The 16,623-nt window shown below is 42.0% G+C and carries 19 protein-coding genes; all 19 read left to right on the top strand.

Annotated features, from left to right (window positions below; all coding sequences use genetic code 11):
* Window positions 1–25 precede the first annotated feature (25 nt).
* The 19 genes from grpE (at window position 26) to recO (ending at window position 16,450) form a co-directional block, all read left to right on the top strand.
* On the top strand, window positions 26–565 hold the full coding sequence (gene grpE, locus LC036_RS12845; RefSeq protein ID WP_226583165.1) for a nucleotide exchange factor GrpE: 540 nt from the start codon (window positions 26–28) through the stop codon (window positions 563–565).
* A gap of 36 nt (window positions 566–601) precedes the next feature.
* Complete coding sequence (gene dnaK / locus LC036_RS12840) at window positions 602–2,431, top strand: molecular chaperone DnaK (RefSeq protein ID WP_226583162.1); 1,830 nt, start codon at window positions 602–604, stop codon at window positions 2,429–2,431.
* Between the two features lie 157 nt (window positions 2,432–2,588).
* Entirely contained in the window at window positions 2,589–3,719 is a 1,131-nt protein-coding gene (dnaJ, locus tag LC036_RS12835; RefSeq protein WP_226583159.1) for a molecular chaperone DnaJ, read from the top strand.
* A gap of 151 nt (window positions 3,720–3,870) precedes the next feature.
* Entirely contained in the window at window positions 3,871–4,809 is a 939-nt protein-coding gene (gene prmA / locus LC036_RS12830; protein WP_226583155.1) for a 50S ribosomal protein L11 methyltransferase, read from the top strand.
* A 6-nt stretch (window positions 4,810–4,815) separates the two neighbouring features.
* Window positions 4,816–5,580, top strand: a complete 765-nt coding sequence (locus LC036_RS12825; protein WP_226583152.1) for a 16S rRNA (uracil(1498)-N(3))-methyltransferase — start codon at window positions 4,816–4,818, stop codon at window positions 5,578–5,580.
* Window positions 5,581–5,657: 77 nt separating this feature from the next.
* Window positions 5,658–6,329 (top strand): deoxyribose-phosphate aldolase, encoded by a 672-nt coding sequence (deoC, locus tag LC036_RS12820; RefSeq protein ID WP_226583149.1) that lies wholly within the window; start codon window positions 5,658–5,660, stop codon window positions 6,327–6,329.
* Between the two features lie 440 nt (window positions 6,330–6,769).
* Window positions 6,770–6,943, top strand: coding sequence for a 30S ribosomal protein S21 (gene rpsU, locus LC036_RS12815; RefSeq protein WP_008638284.1), 174 nt, complete (start codon window positions 6,770–6,772; stop codon window positions 6,941–6,943).
* A gap of 20 nt (window positions 6,944–6,963) precedes the next feature.
* Window positions 6,964–7,410 carry a GatB/YqeY domain-containing protein gene (locus LC036_RS12810; protein WP_226583146.1) on the top strand — a complete coding sequence of 149 codons (447 nt, stop codon included), beginning with the start codon at window positions 6,964–6,966 and terminating at the stop codon, window positions 7,408–7,410.
* Between the two features lie 262 nt (window positions 7,411–7,672).
* Entirely contained in the window at window positions 7,673–9,031 is a 1,359-nt protein-coding gene (locus tag LC036_RS12805) for an NfeD family protein (protein WP_226583143.1), read from the top strand.
* The gene (gene floA / locus LC036_RS12800; protein ID WP_226583140.1) at window positions 9,028–10,017 is read left to right on the top strand and encodes a flotillin-like protein FloA; all 990 of its coding nucleotides are present in this window, start codon (window positions 9,028–9,030) and stop codon (window positions 10,015–10,017) included. The genes LC036_RS12805 and floA overlap by 4 nt, the downstream gene beginning before the upstream one ends.
* A gap of 28 nt (window positions 10,018–10,045) precedes the next feature.
* The gene (locus LC036_RS12795; protein WP_226583137.1) at window positions 10,046–10,558 is read left to right on the top strand and encodes a hypothetical protein; all 513 of its coding nucleotides are present in this window, start codon (window positions 10,046–10,048) and stop codon (window positions 10,556–10,558) included.
* A gap of 70 nt (window positions 10,559–10,628) precedes the next feature.
* Window positions 10,629–10,928, top strand: coding sequence for a sporulation protein YqfC (yqfC, locus tag LC036_RS12790; protein ID WP_226583134.1), 300 nt, complete (start codon window positions 10,629–10,631; stop codon window positions 10,926–10,928).
* A complete protein-coding gene (yqfD, locus tag LC036_RS12785) occupies window positions 10,925–12,106 on the top strand; it encodes a sporulation protein YqfD (RefSeq protein ID WP_226583131.1) in 1,182 nt (393 codons plus the stop codon). Before yqfC ends, yqfD begins: the two co-directional genes overlap by 4 nt.
* 2 nt (window positions 12,107–12,108) lie before the next feature.
* Complete coding sequence (locus LC036_RS12780) at window positions 12,109–13,071, top strand: PhoH family protein (protein ID WP_226583128.1); 963 nt, start codon at window positions 12,109–12,111, stop codon at window positions 13,069–13,071.
* Window positions 13,072–13,624: 553 nt separating this feature from the next.
* The gene (gene ybeY, locus LC036_RS12775) at window positions 13,625–14,098 is read left to right on the top strand and encodes an rRNA maturation RNase YbeY (protein WP_226583940.1); all 474 of its coding nucleotides are present in this window, start codon (window positions 13,625–13,627) and stop codon (window positions 14,096–14,098) included.
* Window positions 14,073–14,453 (top strand): diacylglycerol kinase family protein, encoded by a 381-nt coding sequence (locus LC036_RS12770; protein WP_226583125.1) that lies wholly within the window; start codon window positions 14,073–14,075, stop codon window positions 14,451–14,453. The genes ybeY and LC036_RS12770 overlap by 26 nt, the downstream gene beginning before the upstream one ends.
* 76 nt (window positions 14,454–14,529) lie before the next feature.
* Window positions 14,530–15,435, top strand: a complete 906-nt coding sequence (gene era, locus LC036_RS12765) for a GTPase Era (RefSeq protein ID WP_226583123.1) — start codon at window positions 14,530–14,532, stop codon at window positions 15,433–15,435.
* Between the two features lie 85 nt (window positions 15,436–15,520).
* Complete coding sequence (locus LC036_RS12760) at window positions 15,521–15,685, top strand: YqzL family protein (protein WP_413229890.1); 165 nt, start codon at window positions 15,521–15,523, stop codon at window positions 15,683–15,685.
* 18 nt (window positions 15,686–15,703) lie between these two features.
* Window positions 15,704–16,450: a DNA repair protein RecO gene (recO, locus tag LC036_RS12755; protein ID WP_226583120.1), complete on the top strand. Its 747-nt coding sequence runs from the start codon at window positions 15,704–15,706 to the stop codon at window positions 16,448–16,450.
* Window positions 16,451–16,623: the final 173 nt, after the last annotated feature.

Here is a 16,623-nt window from a genome sequence, read left to right as displayed (position 1 = left end):
TAATGGAAAGTAGGAGGTGGAAGTCGTGGAAGAGAACAAACAAGAGATCATTGATGAAAAAGATGAACAGACAGAAGCAGAAGAGACTCAACAAGAAGTTGTGGAAGAGTCTGGTTCAGATGAGCTAGAGCAGCTCCGCAGCGAAAAGGAAGAAATCAACAATCGATTGCTTCGTCTCCAAGCGGACTATGATAATTTTCGTCGCCGCACTCAAAAGGAAAAAGAAGCGGATCGGAAATATAGATCCCAAAGTCTTGTGGAAGAGTTAATTCCTGCTTTGGATAATTTCGAGAGAGCATTACAAGTTGAAGTAGATGGTGAATCTGCTCAAAACTTTGCCAATGGCATGAAGATGGTCTATGACCAATTCAAAACTGCTCTTGAGAAAGAGGGAGTGGAAGAAATCCCGGCTCAGGGGGAAGAATTTGATCCCCATCTTCACCAGGCAATTATGCAGGTGGAAGATGAAAACTACGAATCAAATGTCGTGGTTGAAGAGCTTCAAAAAGGGTATCGCTTGAAAGACAGAGTTATCCGACCATCAATGGTAAAAGTAAATCAATAATAAGATGTGTGAGTACGTAAAGGAGGACATTTAACTATGGGTAAAATCATTGGTATTGACTTAGGTACAACTAACTCTTGTGTAGCAGTTATGGAAGGTGGAGAAGCGAAAGTTATCCCGAATCCGGAAGGTAACCGTACAACTCCATCTGCTGTTGCGTTTAAAAATGGAGAACGTCAGGTAGGGGAGGTTGCTAAACGTCAGGCGATCACAAACCCTAACACGATCCTTTCTATTAAACGTTACATGGGTACAGACCATAAAGTTGAAGTAGAAGGCAAAGAGTACACACCTCAGGAAGTTTCTGCAATTATCCTTCAATATATCAAGGGTTATGCTGAAGATTACCTGGGTGAAACAGTAGATAAGGCGATCATTACTGTTCCAGCTTACTTTAACGATGCTGAACGTCAGGCTACAAAAGATGCAGGTAAAATTGCAGGTCTTGAAGTAGAGCGTATCATTAACGAGCCGACAGCAGCAGCTCTAGCTTACGGTATTGACAAAGAAGACCAAGATCAAACTATTCTTGTCTATGACCTTGGTGGTGGTACATTTGACGTATCCATCCTTGAAATCGGAGATGGAACTTTCGAAGTTATCTCCACTGCTGGTGACAACCGCTTAGGCGGGGACGACTTTGACCAAGTCATTATCGACCATATGGTAGCTGAATTCAAAAAAGAAAACGGCATTGATTTATCCCAGGATAAAATGGCGAAGCAGCGCTTGAAAGATGCCGCTGAAAAAGCGAAAAAAGATCTTTCTGGTGTAGCTCAAACACAAATTTCTCTTCCATTCATCACAGCCGGTGAAGCAGGACCGCTTCACTTAGAAATGAACTTGACTCGTGCGAAATTTGAAGAACTTGCATCTGACTTGGTTGAGCGTTCTATGAAACCAACACGTCAAGCTCTTAAAGACGCAAATATGAGTGCAAGTGACATCCACAAAGTAATTCTTGTCGGTGGTTCTACACGTATTCCTGCTGTACAAGAAGCGATTAAGAAAGAAGTAGGTAAAGAACCTTCTAAGGGCGTTAACCCAGATGAAGTAGTAGCGCTGGGTGCTTCTATTCAAGGTGGCGTACTTCAAGGCGATGTCAAAGACGTTGTGCTTCTTGACGTTACACCGCTTTCTCTTGGTATCGAAACTATGGGCGGCGTAACAACTAAATTGATCGAGCGTAACACAACAATCCCAACTAGTCACTCTCAAGTGTTCTCTACTGCTGCTGATAACCAGACAGCTGTAGATATCCATGTCCTTCAAGGTGAGCGTGAAATGGCACAGGACAACAAAACACTGGGTCGTTTCCAACTGACGGATATTCCTCCAGCACCACGTGGTGTTCCTCAAATCGAAGTAAGCTTCGATATTGATGCGAACGGAATCGTCAATGTTCGTGCGAAAGATATGGGTACAAACAAAGAGCAGTCGATTACTATTAAATCTTCTTCCGGTTTATCTGATGAGGAAGTTGAAGAAATGGTACGTCAAGCTGAAGAGAATGCTGAAGAAGACAAGAAGAAGCGTGAAGCAATTGAACTACGCAACGAAGCTGATCAGCTTATCTTTACAACAGACAAGACAATTAAAGATCTTGGCGAACAAGTAAGTGAAGATGAAAAGCAAAAAGCTGAAACAGCAAAAGAAGAACTTCAAACAGCACTAGAAGGAGAAGACCTTGATGCGATTAAAGAGAAGAAAGAAGCCCTTCAAGAACAAGTACAGGCTCTTTCTGTGAAACTTTACGAGCAGGCGCAGGCACAGGCTGAAGCTCAACAAGGTCAAGACGGCGGTGCAGAAGAAGATGTCGTAGATGCTGACTATGAAGAAGTCAACGAAGACGAAAACAAGAAGTAAGATAGGTTAGAAAAAAAGTCAAAGTCAGGATCTTCTTGACTTTGACTTTTTTCATGATGCAGCACAGGCAGAACCATAGTAAAAGACTATTTGCCTGCCCTTATCTTCAGTGTTAATATATACCTTATGGAATAGCGCCCGGGAGAGTGATCAACAAGTGAGTAAACGTGACTATTATGAAGTCCTTGGACTATCCAAGGATGCTTCAAAAGATGAAATTAAAAAAGCTTACCGTAAGCTGGCGCGTAAGTATCATCCAGACGTCAGCGAAGAAGAGAATGCTTCTGAAAAATTTAAAGAGGCAAAAGAAGCGTATGAAACTTTAAGTGACCAACAAAAACGTGCACAGTACGACCAGTTTGGACATGCCGGTCCAAATCAGGGCGGCTTCGGCGGCTTTGGTGGTGGTGCTCAAGACTTTGGCGGTTTTGGTGATATTTTCGATATGTTCTTCGGTGGGGGCGGCAGGCGCCGTGACCCTAATGCTCCACGTAAAGGGGCAGACCTTCAATATACAATGACCCTGCAATTTGAAGAGTCTATTTTCGGGAAATCTACCGATATAGAGATTCCAACCGAAGAAGAGTGCGATACGTGTGACGGATCTGGGGCTAAACCAGGAACGACACCGGAAACATGTTCTCACTGTCAGGGAACTGGACAAGTGAACGAAGAGCAGAACACGCCGTTTGGTCGCGTAGTAAACCGTCGTGTCTGCCATCACTGCCAAGGAAGCGGGAAAATTATTAAAGATAAATGTAACACCTGTGGTGGAGATGGTCGTGTAAATACACGTAAGAAAATCCACTTGGATATTCCTGCAGGGATTGACGATGGTCAACAAATCCGCGTGCAAGGAAAGGGAGAAGAAGGTGCCAACGGCGGTCCGGCTGGAGATCTTTTTGTAGTCATCCGTGTTCAGCCTCATGAATTCTTCCAGCGCGAAGGAGATCATATTTTCTGTGAAATCCCTCTTACATTTACACAGGCGGCTCTTGGTGACGAAATTGAAGTTCCGACGGTACACGGCAATGTGAAATTAAAAGTGCCGGCAGGTACGCAGACAGGAAAGACATTCCGTCTGAAAGAAAAAGGTGCGCCGAATGTCCATGGCCGCGGCCAGGGAGATCAGCACGTTAAGATGAAAGTGATCACGCCTAAGAATTTGACAGAAAGACAGAAAGAACTGCTGCGTGAGTTTAACGATATCAGCGGTAATGAAGCGACAGATGAACAACATGGCAACTTTTTTGAACGTATGAAACGTGCGTTTAAAGGCGACAGCTAAGGTGTGAAAACTAGTGTCTGTACGAATTGGTTTGCAGGGTTTTTCGGACTGAATTTCCCATTCCAACGTACAGGCATTTTTTTCTGAGAGGGAAGAACATCCCAGTTCAGGTAGTATCCATAGAAAAAATAAATGAAAAGGGTGGATCATAGTGAAATGGTCTGAAGTGTGTATCCATACAACAACTGAAGCAGTAGAACCGGTCTCCAATATTCTCCATGAATCAGGAGCAAGTGGAGTCGTTATTGAAGATCCTTCAGATATGAATAGAAAAGAGACGAAGCTTGGAGAAATTTATGAATTAAATCCTGATGACTATCCATCTGAAGGCGTCTATGTAAAGGCTTATTTACCTATGAATAGTTTTCTCGGAGAGACCGTCGATGGAATTAAACAAACCGTTAGTAATTTGACAGATTTTGGAATAGATATTGGGCACAATAAAGTGACCATTCAAGAAATTAAGGAAGAAGATTGGGCCACAGCGTGGAAAAAATATTACAAGCCTGTCAAAATCTCTGAAAAGATTACTATTATTCCTACATGGGAAGAGTATACTCCTGTATCAAGCGACGAAATTATCATTGAGATGGATCCTGGAATGGCTTTCGGTACTGGAACCCATCCAACAACCGTTCTCAGTATTCAAGCGCTTGAACAGTATATGGCTGAAGGCGACCGGGTTGTGGATGTTGGAGCCGGCTCAGGGATATTAAGTGTTGCTTCAGTCCTCTTAGGTGCTGAACATGTCCATGCATTTGATCTTGATGATGTTGCTGTTTCCAGTACGAAAAATAATGCAGCATTAAATGGCGTGGAAGACAAAGTCACTGCTAAGCTGAATGACCTTTTAGATGGTGTCAATTGGGAAGCAGACTTGATTGTTTCTAATATTCTTGCAGAAATTATTGTGAAGTTTACTGACGATGCCTTCCGAGTCGTTAAACCCGGCGGATATTTTATTACATGCGGGATTATCTCAGGCCGCAAGGATATGGTTCGGGACCGGCTGGTTGAATCAGGTTTTGAAATAGTGGAAACGAATAAGATGGAAGACTGGATCAGCATTATAGCGAAAAAACCGGAGTGAGAGTGTATGCAGAGATATTTTGTACAGGAAAACTTTTGGAATGCTGAAAAGGTTACGATTTATGGAGATGATGTCCATCATGTCTCAAGAGTCATGAGGATGTCTCCTGGAGATGAATTAATAGCTATCCACCCAAAAGAGGGGCCCGCCCTATGTACAATAACAAGTATGGATAATGAATGTGTTATATGTACAATTACCCAGTGGATAGATGAACAGCGTGAGCTTCCTGTTCATGTAACTATTGTGGCAGGTCTAGGTAAAGGGGATAAGCTGGAACAGGTCGTTCAAAAAGGGACAGAACTTGGTGCCTCTGCATTTATCCCTTATCAAGCCGATCGTTCAGTCGCAAAATGGGATAACAAAAAAGCCCCAAAGAAAGTTCAACGGTTGAAGAAAATTGCTAAAGAAGCGAGCGAGCAGTCGGAACGTACTATTGTACCTGAAGTATTAGGTTTACACTCGCTTCAGGAACTTTTATCAGTGAAAAATTCCTATGACTTGTGTTTATTTGCCTATGCAGATGAAGCAAGAAAAGAAGGTCATCAATCTTTACGTAAGGCTCTTGATGATGTTCAATCGGGAGGATCTGTATTGGTTGTATTTGGACCTGAGGGAGGCTTCTCTGAAAGGGAAGTAAACGAATTAATGGACCAAGGTTTTCTTTCAGTTCGATTAGGTCCAAGGATTCTCCGGATGGAAACCGCTCCCTTATACTTTCTATCCAGTATTTCCTATGCACTGGAAGAGTCTGAACAGCGTTTTTCCTGATTCGCATTATAATCGCTTTCATGCTATGATGTAGGAGATGTACGTACAACTCATATATATAAAGGAGCGTTTAAATAATGGAACAAAATCTAGCAAAGATGATTGATCATACACAATTGAAGCCGGATACACTGAAAGAGAAAATAACACAAATTTGTGAAGAAGCTAAAGAAAATGGCTTTGCTTCCGTTTGTGTCAATCCTCATTGGGTATCTTACTGCGCAGAACTTCTTGAAGGAACAGATGTGAAAGTTTGTACGGTTATTGGCTTCCCATTGGGAGCGACTACAAAAGAAACGAAATCCTTTGAAACAAAACAGGCCATTGAAAAGGGTGCAGCTGAAGTTGACATGGTAATCAACATTGGTGAGCTTAAATCCGGCAATAAAGAGCTGGTTCAGCAGGACATCGAAGCTGTTGTCCGTGAAGCTGAAGGTAAAGCAATTGTTAAGGTTATTATTGAAACTTCTTTACTGACAGAAGATGAAAAAGTAACGGCTTGTGAACTAGCAAAAGCTGCAGGTGCTGACTATGTTAAAACTTCTACCGGCTTCTCTGGCGGCGGTGCTACAGTTGAAGACATCAGCCTTATGCGCAAAACTGTAGGCCCTGATATGGGCGTGAAAGCTTCTGGAGGCGTTCGTGACTATGAAGGCGCGAAAGCTATGATTGAAGCTGGCGCGACACGTATTGGTGCAAGCTCAGGTATTGCTATTGTGAATGGTGAACAGGGCACATCCGATTATTAAAAAAAACCTGCCGCTCAGGCAGGTTTTTTTATCTCCTAATTAGCAGATATGCTTTTTTTCAAGATTTTCATGCCACAAGTAAGGTGTCCACCAATAGAAAGCTGAATAGTTTCGAATAAAATAAAAAAAGTCTTGTAATAATTCCCTGACATGCTTTCCTCAAACGTATAATAAGTAAATGTCGCAAATCTTTTATTATCAAGGCAATAAATGTAACGGACATCCGGTCTGATAATGAAAGGTATTTGAAACTAAAGCTTCATGATCCATCAAGTTCTCCAAGCCTGACTGGCTACCTAAATAGAAATCTTTAATTTGAATAACTATTCTCTACAAAAAAAGTTGACCAACTGAGATGCATATAATATAATTATCAAAGGTATGGGGGGTTCCCATACAAGAGAAACAGTTTTGTTTGCTTCGGAGGGAGGGAAATTAGCATGTCAAAAACAACTCGCGTTCGTAAAAACGAGTCTCTTGAAGATGCTCTTCGTCGCTTTAAGCGTGATGTATCAAAAAGTGGTACATTAGCGGAATATCGTAAACGTGAATATTACGATAAGCCTAGCGTACGCCGTAAGAAAAAGTCTGAGGCGGCTAGAAAGCGTAAGTAATCTAAGAGGGTGTTGAAGAGATGACAATAACAGACCGTCTGACTCAGGATATGAAAACTGCCATGAAGGCTCGGGATAAAGAAAAATTATCCACGATCCGTATGGTCAGAGCTTCATTGCAGAATGAAGCCATTAAACTGGGGAAAGACTCATTATCTGAAGAAGAAGAATTGACTGTTTTATCCCGAGAGGTAAAGCAGAGAAATGATTCCCTCCATGAATTCAAAGAAGCTGGACGTGAAGATCTTGTAGAAGGACTCGAGCGTGAAATAGAAATTTTACAAGTATATATGCCGAAACAGCTGACAGATGAAGAACTCAAGCAGATCGTTCAAGAAACGGTCGAAGAAGTAGGTGCTACTTCTAAGAGTGATATGGGTAAAGTCATGAGTGCCGTCATGCCTAAAGTAAAAGGCAGGGCCGACGGATCCAAGGTCAATAAGCTCGTTCTTCACCAACTATCTTAAATATAAAGGCCTCTCTGTAAAGAGAGGTCTTTTTATATGTCTGATATCCTGGGTACGTTCCTTTCCATGATGACGAGAAATAGAAAACCTGATAGCTGCTTATGTGCCTTAATAAGGGAGTCATCAAGATTCAAGAGGCCTCCATCCAATGAAAGATGGATTCTTCTTGGAATAAACTTTTATTTTTTTGAAACCATTCAGCATGTCTGGTCGTATACGTACTATTCGATGGGGAAGCTACACATAGGGAGGTGAAAGGTGGATGAAACGTTCTTGGCGTATATTTTTATGGGTCTCACTCATCTTTATAGCCGGGGGTCTATTCTTTTTCGATCTTTCCGATAAAACCCACGCAGATGGTGAAGGAGACACTGTCTATGTTATTCCGGTCGAAAATACAGTTGAAAGAGGAATGGCCGCTTTCTTAAAGCGCACGACAAAAGAAGCCAGGGAAAGTGGTGTGGATCATATCATATTTGAAGTGGATACACCTGGAGGCCGTGTCGATGCGGCAGGGGAGATAGGGGAAATTTTTCAAGGACTTGATATTCCAAATAGCGCTTTTGTTACGAACAGGGCTTATTCGGCTGGTTCCTACATTGCTTTAAATGCAGATGAGATTTATATGAAACCTCAAGCCACAATGGGGGCATCCGGAGTCATTAATTCAGATGGAACGGCAGCAGACAAAAAAGCCCAATCAGCCTGGATCTCCTCTATGGTGGCCGCTGCAGAAGCAAATGGGCGTGACCCCCTTTATGCGAGAGCTATGGCAGACAGCAGCATTGACCTTCCAGAATACGGAGCAGCAGAAGGGGAGTTTTTAACGCTGGGTCCAAAAGAAGCGCTGGAAGTCGGGTATGCAGAAGGAATTGTTGATGATCGTAACGAATTGTTGAATGAGCTTCAATTATCTGATGCAGAAATTGTTGAACAGAACCCGACACTTTCAGAAAATATTGCGCGGTTCTTAACAGATCCTGTGGTTATACCGATATTATTATCGGTCGCAAGTCTAGGGCTTGTTGTTGAGCTTTATTCCCCTGGATTTGGTATTCCAGGCACCATGGGGGTCCTTGCACTTGTCCTTTTCTTTTACGGACATATTGTCGCAGGACTTGCTGGTTACGAAGCTATCATCCTGCTGGTTCTCGGCATAGGACTTGTAATTGCTGAGTTTTTCCTTCCGGGCGGGATTGCTGGTATTGCCGGTATCATCGCCATTGTATCTTCACTCATGTTATCTTCAGCGGATATGGGGCATATGGCTATGAGTTTAGGAATTGCTTTACTGGTGACCATTGTCGTATCGGTGATTCTTTTCAAAACGATGGGCTTGGAAAGAGGGTTCTTCCGTCATGTCATTCTTAATGACTCGACTTCCGCGGAAAAAGGATATGTATCTTCGGTTAACCGACTTGATCTAATTGGTTTAGAGGGTAAGTCGTTGACACCTCTCAGGCCGTCGGGTACCGCAGATTTTGACGGCGAACGTTTGGATGTAGTAACTGAAGGCGGATTTGTACCAGTTAATAAGCACGTGAAAATAATGAAAACAGAAGGTTCTCGTATTGTTGTTCGAGAATTAAAAAAAGATGAATTAGAGGAGGAAACAGAATGACCCTTCAAGAACTCATGCCGATAATAATTATTGGTGTCATTATTATTGTAATAGCTGTATTGTTCACATTTATCCCGGTCATGCTCTGGATCAGTGCCTTGGCAGCCGGAGTGAAAATTAATATCTTTACATTAGTTGGGATGCGGTTAAGACGTGTTATCCCTTCCCGCGTCATTAATCCTTTAATTAAAGCTCATAAAGCAGGCGTTAATGTAAATACCAATCAATTGGAAAGCCATTACCTTGCAGGAGGAAATGTAGACCGTGTAGTGAATGCTCTCATCGCTGCACAACGTGCAAACATCGAGTTAAGCTTTGAGCGCTGTGCAGCCATTGATCTGGCTGGACGTGACGTTCTCGAAGCTGTACAGATGAGTGTTAATCCAAAGGTAATTGAAACGCCATTTATTGCGGGTGTTGCAATGGATGGCATTGAAGTTAAAGCGAAAGCGCGTATTACTGTAAGAGCAAACATCGATCGTCTTGTCGGTGGTGCCGGCGAAGATACTGTCATTGCCCGTGTAGGTGAGGGAATTGTATCTACCATCGGTTCTAGTGAAAATCATAATAAAGTTTTGGAAAATCCTGATCGTATTTCACAAAACGTCTTAGGGAAAGGATTAGATGCCGGGACAGCGTTTGAGATTTTATCCATAGATATCGCGGACATTGATATTGGTAAGAATATCGGCGCTATTCTTCAAACAGACCAGGCTGAAGCAGATAAGAATATCGCTCAGGCGAAAGCTGAAGAACGCCGGGCTATGGCGATTGCCCAAGAACAGGAAATGCGGGCCCGCGTACAAGAAATGCAGGCGAAAGTTGTGGAAGCAGAAGCTCAAGTTCCTCAAGCCCTTGCCGAAGCATTACGATCCGGGAAAATGGGGGTCATGGATTATATGAACTATCAGAACATTAATGCCGATACAGATATGAGAAACACTTTAGGTAAGATGTCTGATGAAGAAGGCGAAGAAGACAGTTAATCCTTGATCACTTAAAAGGAGAATTTGCATGGGAGATCTTCTTGAACTTATTTTCAGTAACTTTCTTATTCTCGCGGCAGTCATTGGCGGTATTGTCAGCTGGTTCAGCGGGATGACGAAAGAAAAGGAAACTAAACAAAAACGGGAAAAAAATAACGCCCCCTCCCCCTCATCTTATCCGAGTGGTCCCCGGTCAATAGAAAAACCGGAAGAACCAAGGATGAAAACAGGGGAAGAGCGGCTAAATGAGTACTATGAAGAAAAGAAAAAGCGGATGGATGAACTTTCCGGAGGTGCTCAGGAAGCGGATCCTATTCAAGCCTATTCTTATGACAAGATTGATGAAGCCCCTCAATCTCATGGGAATCGGAATAAGAAGTATGCCAAGGATACTCCTCGTCAACTTTCTATAGACGGGCCGCTTATTGAAAGTGCAAAAAAATGGGATAAAAAGCGTCTGGCTGAAGGAATTTTAATGCGAGAGGTGTTAGGGCCACCCCGAGCTCATAAGCCTCACAGCACTCATCCTCGAAAAAGATAGGGAAACGCACGAATTGTAGTGATACAATTCGTGCGTTTTTCGTATAAATGAAAAGAAGGGGGGGCGTCGCATGTCAAAATGGCAACAGCAGATTCGTGCTTGGATTGGTCGTTACTTTGATCTGCCATCCGACGTTATGTTGGATTTACCCAGAATTACAACCATAGGATCCATCCACGTGTACATAGAAAATCACACGGGCCTCCTACACTTTTCAGATACAGAAGTAAGAATCCAATATAAGAAAGGTCAAGTGAGAATCCTCGGTAAAGACTTAGGCGTTAAGATGATGCTGAAAGAAGAACTCCTTTTAGAGGGTGAGTTGAAATCTGTGGAGTTCTTTCCTGATTCTAAAGGGGGGAGCACATGAGAAACCAGCATGATTTCCTGCAAGGAATCATGACCGTAGAGGCGGAAGGTACATTAATTGAACCTTTTCTTCAAGCCTGTACCAGACATGGATGCCACATTTCGAATTTAAAAAGAGTGGACAATAATAAAGTGGTTTTCACTATCCGTCTTAAAGATTGGGCGATACTCAGACGTTTGAGGAAAAAATATCGATGCAGACTATCCATTAAAGATGGGAAAGGGATTCCGTTTATCTTTCAGCATCTATTGAAAAGGGTATCGTTATTAGTGGCTTTTTTAGCGGCTGTAGCTGTCATATTCCTATTAGCCAATACCTTATGGTCAATTAAAGTGGAGGGGCTGACACCCGAGTTGGAGGCGGATGTGGAAAGTAAATTGAATAGTTATGGTGTGTCCCCTGGAAAACTAACAATAGGGATGAAAGATCCGAATGAAATTCAGCAGAACCTTCTTGATGACATCCCGGATTTATTGTGGATTGGTGTGAAAAAGCAAGGGACAAGCTACCATCTCTATGGAGTGGAAAAGACCAGGTATGATACAGATGTCAACGACCGTCCTTCTAATTTAGTGGCTGCCAAGAAAGGAATGGTCGTGGAAACGTTCATTAAAAAAGGACGACCAGTTGTCTCTGTTCATGATGTTGTGAAAAAAGGGCAGGTACTTGCTACAGGACAGCTTGTAGAAGAGGGAGAGTCGTTTGTTCATTCAGAAGGGGAAGTGATTGCAGAAACATGGTATAGGGTAGAGCAGACACTTCCTATGAAACAGGTGCTCATTTTAACAGATGGTACGATGGAGAAAGAGTATCAAATACAGGTGGGAAAGGTCCATTTCCCCGTTTGGGGATGGTGGCGCGCTGAAGAAGAAGGAGTCAGGGAAGAGCAACATGATTCTAAATGGAGTGTTTTCGGGGTTCAGAGCCCCGTCTATATGAAAACGGTGAATTACTATTCCATCGACCCTAAAGCTTACGAATCCTCAAAAAAAGAGATTAAAGAGCTGGGGCTTACTTCCGCTCGGAACAGTCTGATCCAGGAGTTGGATCAAGAGGCGGAAATCAAGGAAGAAAAAGTTTTGCACCTTGATGAGGAGAATGGTAAAGTAAAATTAATCCTATTGTACAAAGTTTATGAAAATATAGCAGAAACCAAGTATTTTAGCCAAGGAGATTGAGTATGCCAGCAGATTTAAAAACGATGGACATTCAATTAGATAACACAACAGAAGCTTTAGCCTTATTCGGCACAGAAGATCGTAATCTCAAACAAATTGAGGAAAAATTACAGGTCACCATCATTTCCCGCGGAGAACAAGTGCGTATTTCCGGCCAGGCAGAACATGTTCAGTTAGCAGAAGATATCCTGCTCAGTGTGCTTGCTATTATCCGCAAGGGCCTGACGATTACCGAAAGGGACATCGTGTATGCTGTAGAGTTAGCTAAAAAAGGGAAAATCAATCAATTTGAAGCTTTATTTGAAGATGAAATAACAAAAAACTCCAAAGGTAAATCCATTCGTGTTAAAACACTCGGTCAACGAAATTATGTAGCTGCCATAAAAAATAACGACTTAGTTTTTGGGATTGGTCCAGCCGGCACCGGAAAGACATACCTCGCTGTTATTATGGCAGTAAATGCGTTGAAGAATGGTGACGTTAAACGAATTATTCTTACCCGCCCAGCTGTTGAAGCAGGAGAGAGTCTAGGGTTTCTACCGGGTGATTTGAAAGAAAAGGTAGATCCTTATTTACGTCCGCTATATGATTCGCTGCATGACGTGTTTGGTGCAGAACATACAGCCCGACTCATTGACAGAGGGACCATTGAAATTGCCCCTCTTGCTTATATGAGAGGACGTACATTAGATGACGCCTTTGCTATTCTGGATGAGGCCCAAAATACGACCCCTGAACAAATGAAGATGTTTCTGACCCGTTTAGGGTTTGGTTCAAAGATGATTATTACTGGAGACATTACACAAGTAGATCTGCCAAAAGGAGTTAAGTCAGGTCTGCGTGTAGCGGAGGAAAGACTATCTAAGGTGAAAGGATCTGAATTTATTCATTTAGATCAAACTGACGTAGTTAGACACCCTCTAGTTCAACGAATTATCGATGCTTATGACAAAGACCCTCAGTAAGACCCATTCTGTGGGTCTTATTTTATGTGTCTGCAAGGATTAAATGATCAGGGTTTAACTATGAACACAAAGATATCGTAAAGTAAGGGTATTTATAGGAATATAAAAATCCATAAACTCCACTTTATTCAGTAATTAAAATTGAGATGAGGAACGTAGCTTTTTTGCGCTTCGTCCTTCGATTGTATATACTCAAACTGACAGCATTTTAAGACGTGGTCTCTGTAGAACAGGAGCATGAAAGGACCCACTTTGTGAAAGGCTTAAACAAGAAATAATCGGATAGGGAGCGCTTAATCGTTGATCATTGCAGCTGTATTCCCGCCTTCCTGATGTCACAGGGAGTTCGGATGGCTTGAAGTGTTCTTCTCTAAAAAATGCAGGTTGTATACTGTCTGCTTGATCATTCATTAAAGCAATAAAGCGGAAGAGTACTGGCCTTATGTGGAAGACTACTCTTAACTTAAGCCATGTTACCAGGTGAGGGCAAAATGTTTATGAATATAAGTAAGTTGGTACATGCGATATAGAACGCAATACTTAGGGAGGCATTATTATGATTACAATAGATTTCCATGATGAAACCAATTCGGTAGATGAAGCTTTTGTAGATATGATACAACGTATCCTTCGCTTCGCAGGTGAAAAAGAAGGCATTACTGGAGATGCTGAAGTTTCTGTAAGCTTCGTGGATAACAAAGAGATCCAGGAAATTAACCGAAACTACCGCCAGAAAGACCAGCCAACAGATGTAATTTCTTTTGCTATGCAGGAAATGGGCGAAGGAGAGATGAACGTATTGGATGAAAATATGCCTCTCATGCTTGGAGATATCGTTATTTCTGTCGATAAGGCTAAAGAACAGGCAGAAGAATATAAGCACTCTTTAGAAAGAGAATTTGGATTTCTTGCTCTTCATGGCTTTTTACATCTGCTTGGCTATGATCATATGAATGAAGAAGACGAGAAAGCCATGTTCGGTCGTCAAGAGGATATTCTCAATGAATTCGGACTCCAGCGTTCGTAAGAAAAAAAAGTCCATCGGCTTCCGGTACGCCTGGAATGGATTGACCATTGTATGGAAAACAGAGCGGAATTTTCGAATTCATCTTTCGGCAGCAGTCCTCGTTCTTTTAGCCGCTGTTATCTTAGGGCTGTCGGCTGTTGAGTGGGCTGTACTTATTATTACGATTTCCCTTGTCCTGGCGTTGGAAATGATAAATACGATTGTTGAAAAATTATTGGATTATCTTGCTCCAGAACAACACCCTGTTGCAGGGGCTGTGAAGGATATCTCTGCTGGAGCTGTTCTTGTTGTAAGCATTGGTTCAGTGTTTACAGGAGCAATAATCTTCCTGCCGAAAATTTTATCTTTTTTGTAAGTGGAATGAAACGCACCAGGATATATAGTAGAATGAAATAAGAAACACCTTTCAGGTAATCATTGGAGGAACAACTATGACAGAGAACTTTAAATCTGGCTTCGTGACAATTGTCGGTCGTCCTAATGTAGGTAAATCTACGTTTATGAATCGTGTCATCGGCGAAAAAATTGCCATTATGAGTGATAAGCCACAAACAACAAGAAATAAAATACAGGGAGTTATGACAGATAAGGAATCTCAAATTATCTTTATTGACACCCCTGGTATTCATAAACCTAAGCATAAACTTGGCGATTATATGGTGAATGTAGCTGAAAACACCTTAAATGAAGTAGACGCCGTTCTTTTTATGATTAATGCGGAGGAAGGATATGGGCGGGGAGACCAGTTCATTATCGATCGTCTTCAGCGTGTGGAACAACCAGTTTTTCTAATCATTAATAAAATTGACAGAGTCCATCCGGATGATCTTCTGCCGCTGATTGATCAATATAAGGAGATGCTGGATTTTGAAGGGATTATTCCAATTTCTGCACTTGAAGGAAATAATGTCAATCACTTAATTAGTGTTTTAAAAAACCATTTACCTGAGGGACCGCAATTTTATCCGGAAGATCAGATTACTGATCACCCTGAGCGGTTTGTAATTAGTGAATTTATCCGCGAAAAAGTATTGCATTTGACGCGTGAAGAAATCCCACACTCTATTGCTGTTGTTATCGAAGGAATCCAGCCCAGGGAAAATTCTAACGCGGTTTATATCCAGGCAGCCATTATTGTAGAACGGAAATCCCAAAAAGGCATCATCATTGGTAAACAGGGAAGTATGCTGAAGGAAGTTGGGAAACGGGCGAGAAAGGATATAGAATCCCTTCTTGGAAGTAAAGTGTTTTTAGAATTATGGGTGAAAGTACAAAAAGACTGGAGAAATAAGCAGATCCAGTTAAGTGATTTTGGTTACAGGGAAGACGAATATTAAGGGTTGGAAAAAATTAAGCCTTATGATTTCAGGAAGAGGAAGCATTCTAAAATTGTATACTCATATAGCGAATATAAGAAAGGCGGTGTTTCTTGTGCGCGACAAGCTTTCATGGAATGTTTTCAGCCAGACAGGAAGTGTGGAAACTTATTTGTTAATGAAAGAGTTGGAGTCTCAAGATCAACAACAGTCTCAGGATCCATTCGCTTCCTCTCCTGAACCAATATCTACGGATGATCTTAATCCGTAATTAGAGCAGGTGAGCCATTTGATGGACAAAGTGGAAGGTCTTGTCATTCGAACAAATAATTATGGGGAGACCCACAAAATTGTAACAATGATGACAAGAGAAAAAGGGAAAATTGGCGTAATGGCCCGAGGCGCTAAGAAGCCGAAAAGCCGTATGTCATCGATTACCCAACCGTTTATCCACGGCACATTCCTCATTCAATCAGGATCCGGCCTGGCATCAATGAGTCAAGGGGAGATGATCTCTTCTCTGAGGTCCATACGGGAGGATATTGTTAAGACAGCATATGCCTCCTACATTGCAGAACTGACCGATAAGCTCATTGATGAAAAACAGCCGGATCCATTTCTTTTTGAACAGCTGCTCCAAACGTTTCTGTGGATGAATGAAGGGAAAGACCCGAACATTCTCACGTTAATGTATGAACTTAAAATGTACCGCAAAGCAGGATTTGCTCCAGTGGTTGATCATTGTCTGCATTGTGGTAATCCAGAAGGGCCCTTTTCTTTTTCTATGGTGGAAGGAGGTCTGCTGTGTTACCGTTGTAAACACCGCGACCCGGAAGCTTATGGACTGCCGGATCCTCTGCCTAAATTATTAAGGGTTTTTCTACATATGGATGTAAAGCGGCTTGGCCAGATAACTATGAAAGATGAAAATAAGCAACTGCTTAGGAAAATAATGGATGAATATTATGAACGCTACGGTGGCTATTTTATAAAATCGAAAAAGTTCCTGAAGCAGCTTGATTTATTTTCCGATTGATGTTTGACATACATGCGTGGATTAGAGTATGATTCTATTACAAAATAACGTGTTGTAAAGAAGGAAAGTAGTAGCTGAACCCCGTTTTCTATAGCGAGCTTGTGATGGTGAAAGACAAGTGTTAATGGATCAGTGAAGGCATTCTGGAGCAACGACTTAAAGTGGCTTTCTTT

Source organism: Halobacillus litoralis, assembly GCF_020524025.1.
Taxonomy (GTDB): domain Bacteria; phylum Bacillota; class Bacilli; order Bacillales; family Halobacillaceae; genus Halobacillus; species Halobacillus litoralis_D.
The sequence above is the reverse complement of the archived record's forward strand: the minus strand, read 5'-3'. Positions and strand labels throughout refer to the sequence as shown.

What these genes read in the sequence shown, in the direction of transcription:
- dnaK (WP_226583162.1), top strand. Translation starts at nt 602, where the DNA reads ATGGGTAAAATCATTGGTATTGACTTAGGTACAACTAACTCTTGTGTA.
- LC036_RS12825 (WP_226583152.1), top strand. Translation starts at nt 4,816, where the DNA reads ATGCAGAGATATTTTGTACAGGAAAACTTTTGGAATGCTGAAAAGGTT.
- deoC (WP_226583149.1), top strand. Translation starts at nt 5,658, where the DNA reads ATGGAACAAAATCTAGCAAAGATGATTGATCATACACAATTGAAGCCG.
- rpsU (WP_008638284.1), top strand. Translation starts at nt 6,770, where the DNA reads ATGTCAAAAACAACTCGCGTTCGTAAAAACGAGTCTCTTGAAGATGCT.
- LC036_RS12810 (WP_226583146.1), top strand. Translation starts at nt 6,964, where the DNA reads ATGACAATAACAGACCGTCTGACTCAGGATATGAAAACTGCCATGAAG.
- LC036_RS12805 (WP_226583143.1), top strand. Translation starts at nt 7,673, where the DNA reads ATGAAACGTTCTTGGCGTATATTTTTATGGGTCTCACTCATCTTTATA.
- floA (WP_226583140.1), top strand. Translation starts at nt 9,028, where the DNA reads ATGACCCTTCAAGAACTCATGCCGATAATAATTATTGGTGTCATTATT.
- LC036_RS12795 (WP_226583137.1), top strand. Translation starts at nt 10,046, where the DNA reads ATGGGAGATCTTCTTGAACTTATTTTCAGTAACTTTCTTATTCTCGCG.
- yqfC (WP_226583134.1), top strand. Translation starts at nt 10,629, where the DNA reads ATGTCAAAATGGCAACAGCAGATTCGTGCTTGGATTGGTCGTTACTTT.
- yqfD (WP_226583131.1), top strand. Translation starts at nt 10,925, where the DNA reads ATGAGAAACCAGCATGATTTCCTGCAAGGAATCATGACCGTAGAGGCG.
- LC036_RS12780 (WP_226583128.1), top strand. Translation starts at nt 12,109, where the DNA reads ATGCCAGCAGATTTAAAAACGATGGACATTCAATTAGATAACACAACA.
- LC036_RS12770 (WP_226583125.1), top strand. Translation starts at nt 14,073, where the DNA reads ATGAATTCGGACTCCAGCGTTCGTAAGAAAAAAAAGTCCATCGGCTTC.
- era (WP_226583123.1), top strand. Translation starts at nt 14,530, where the DNA reads ATGACAGAGAACTTTAAATCTGGCTTCGTGACAATTGTCGGTCGTCCT.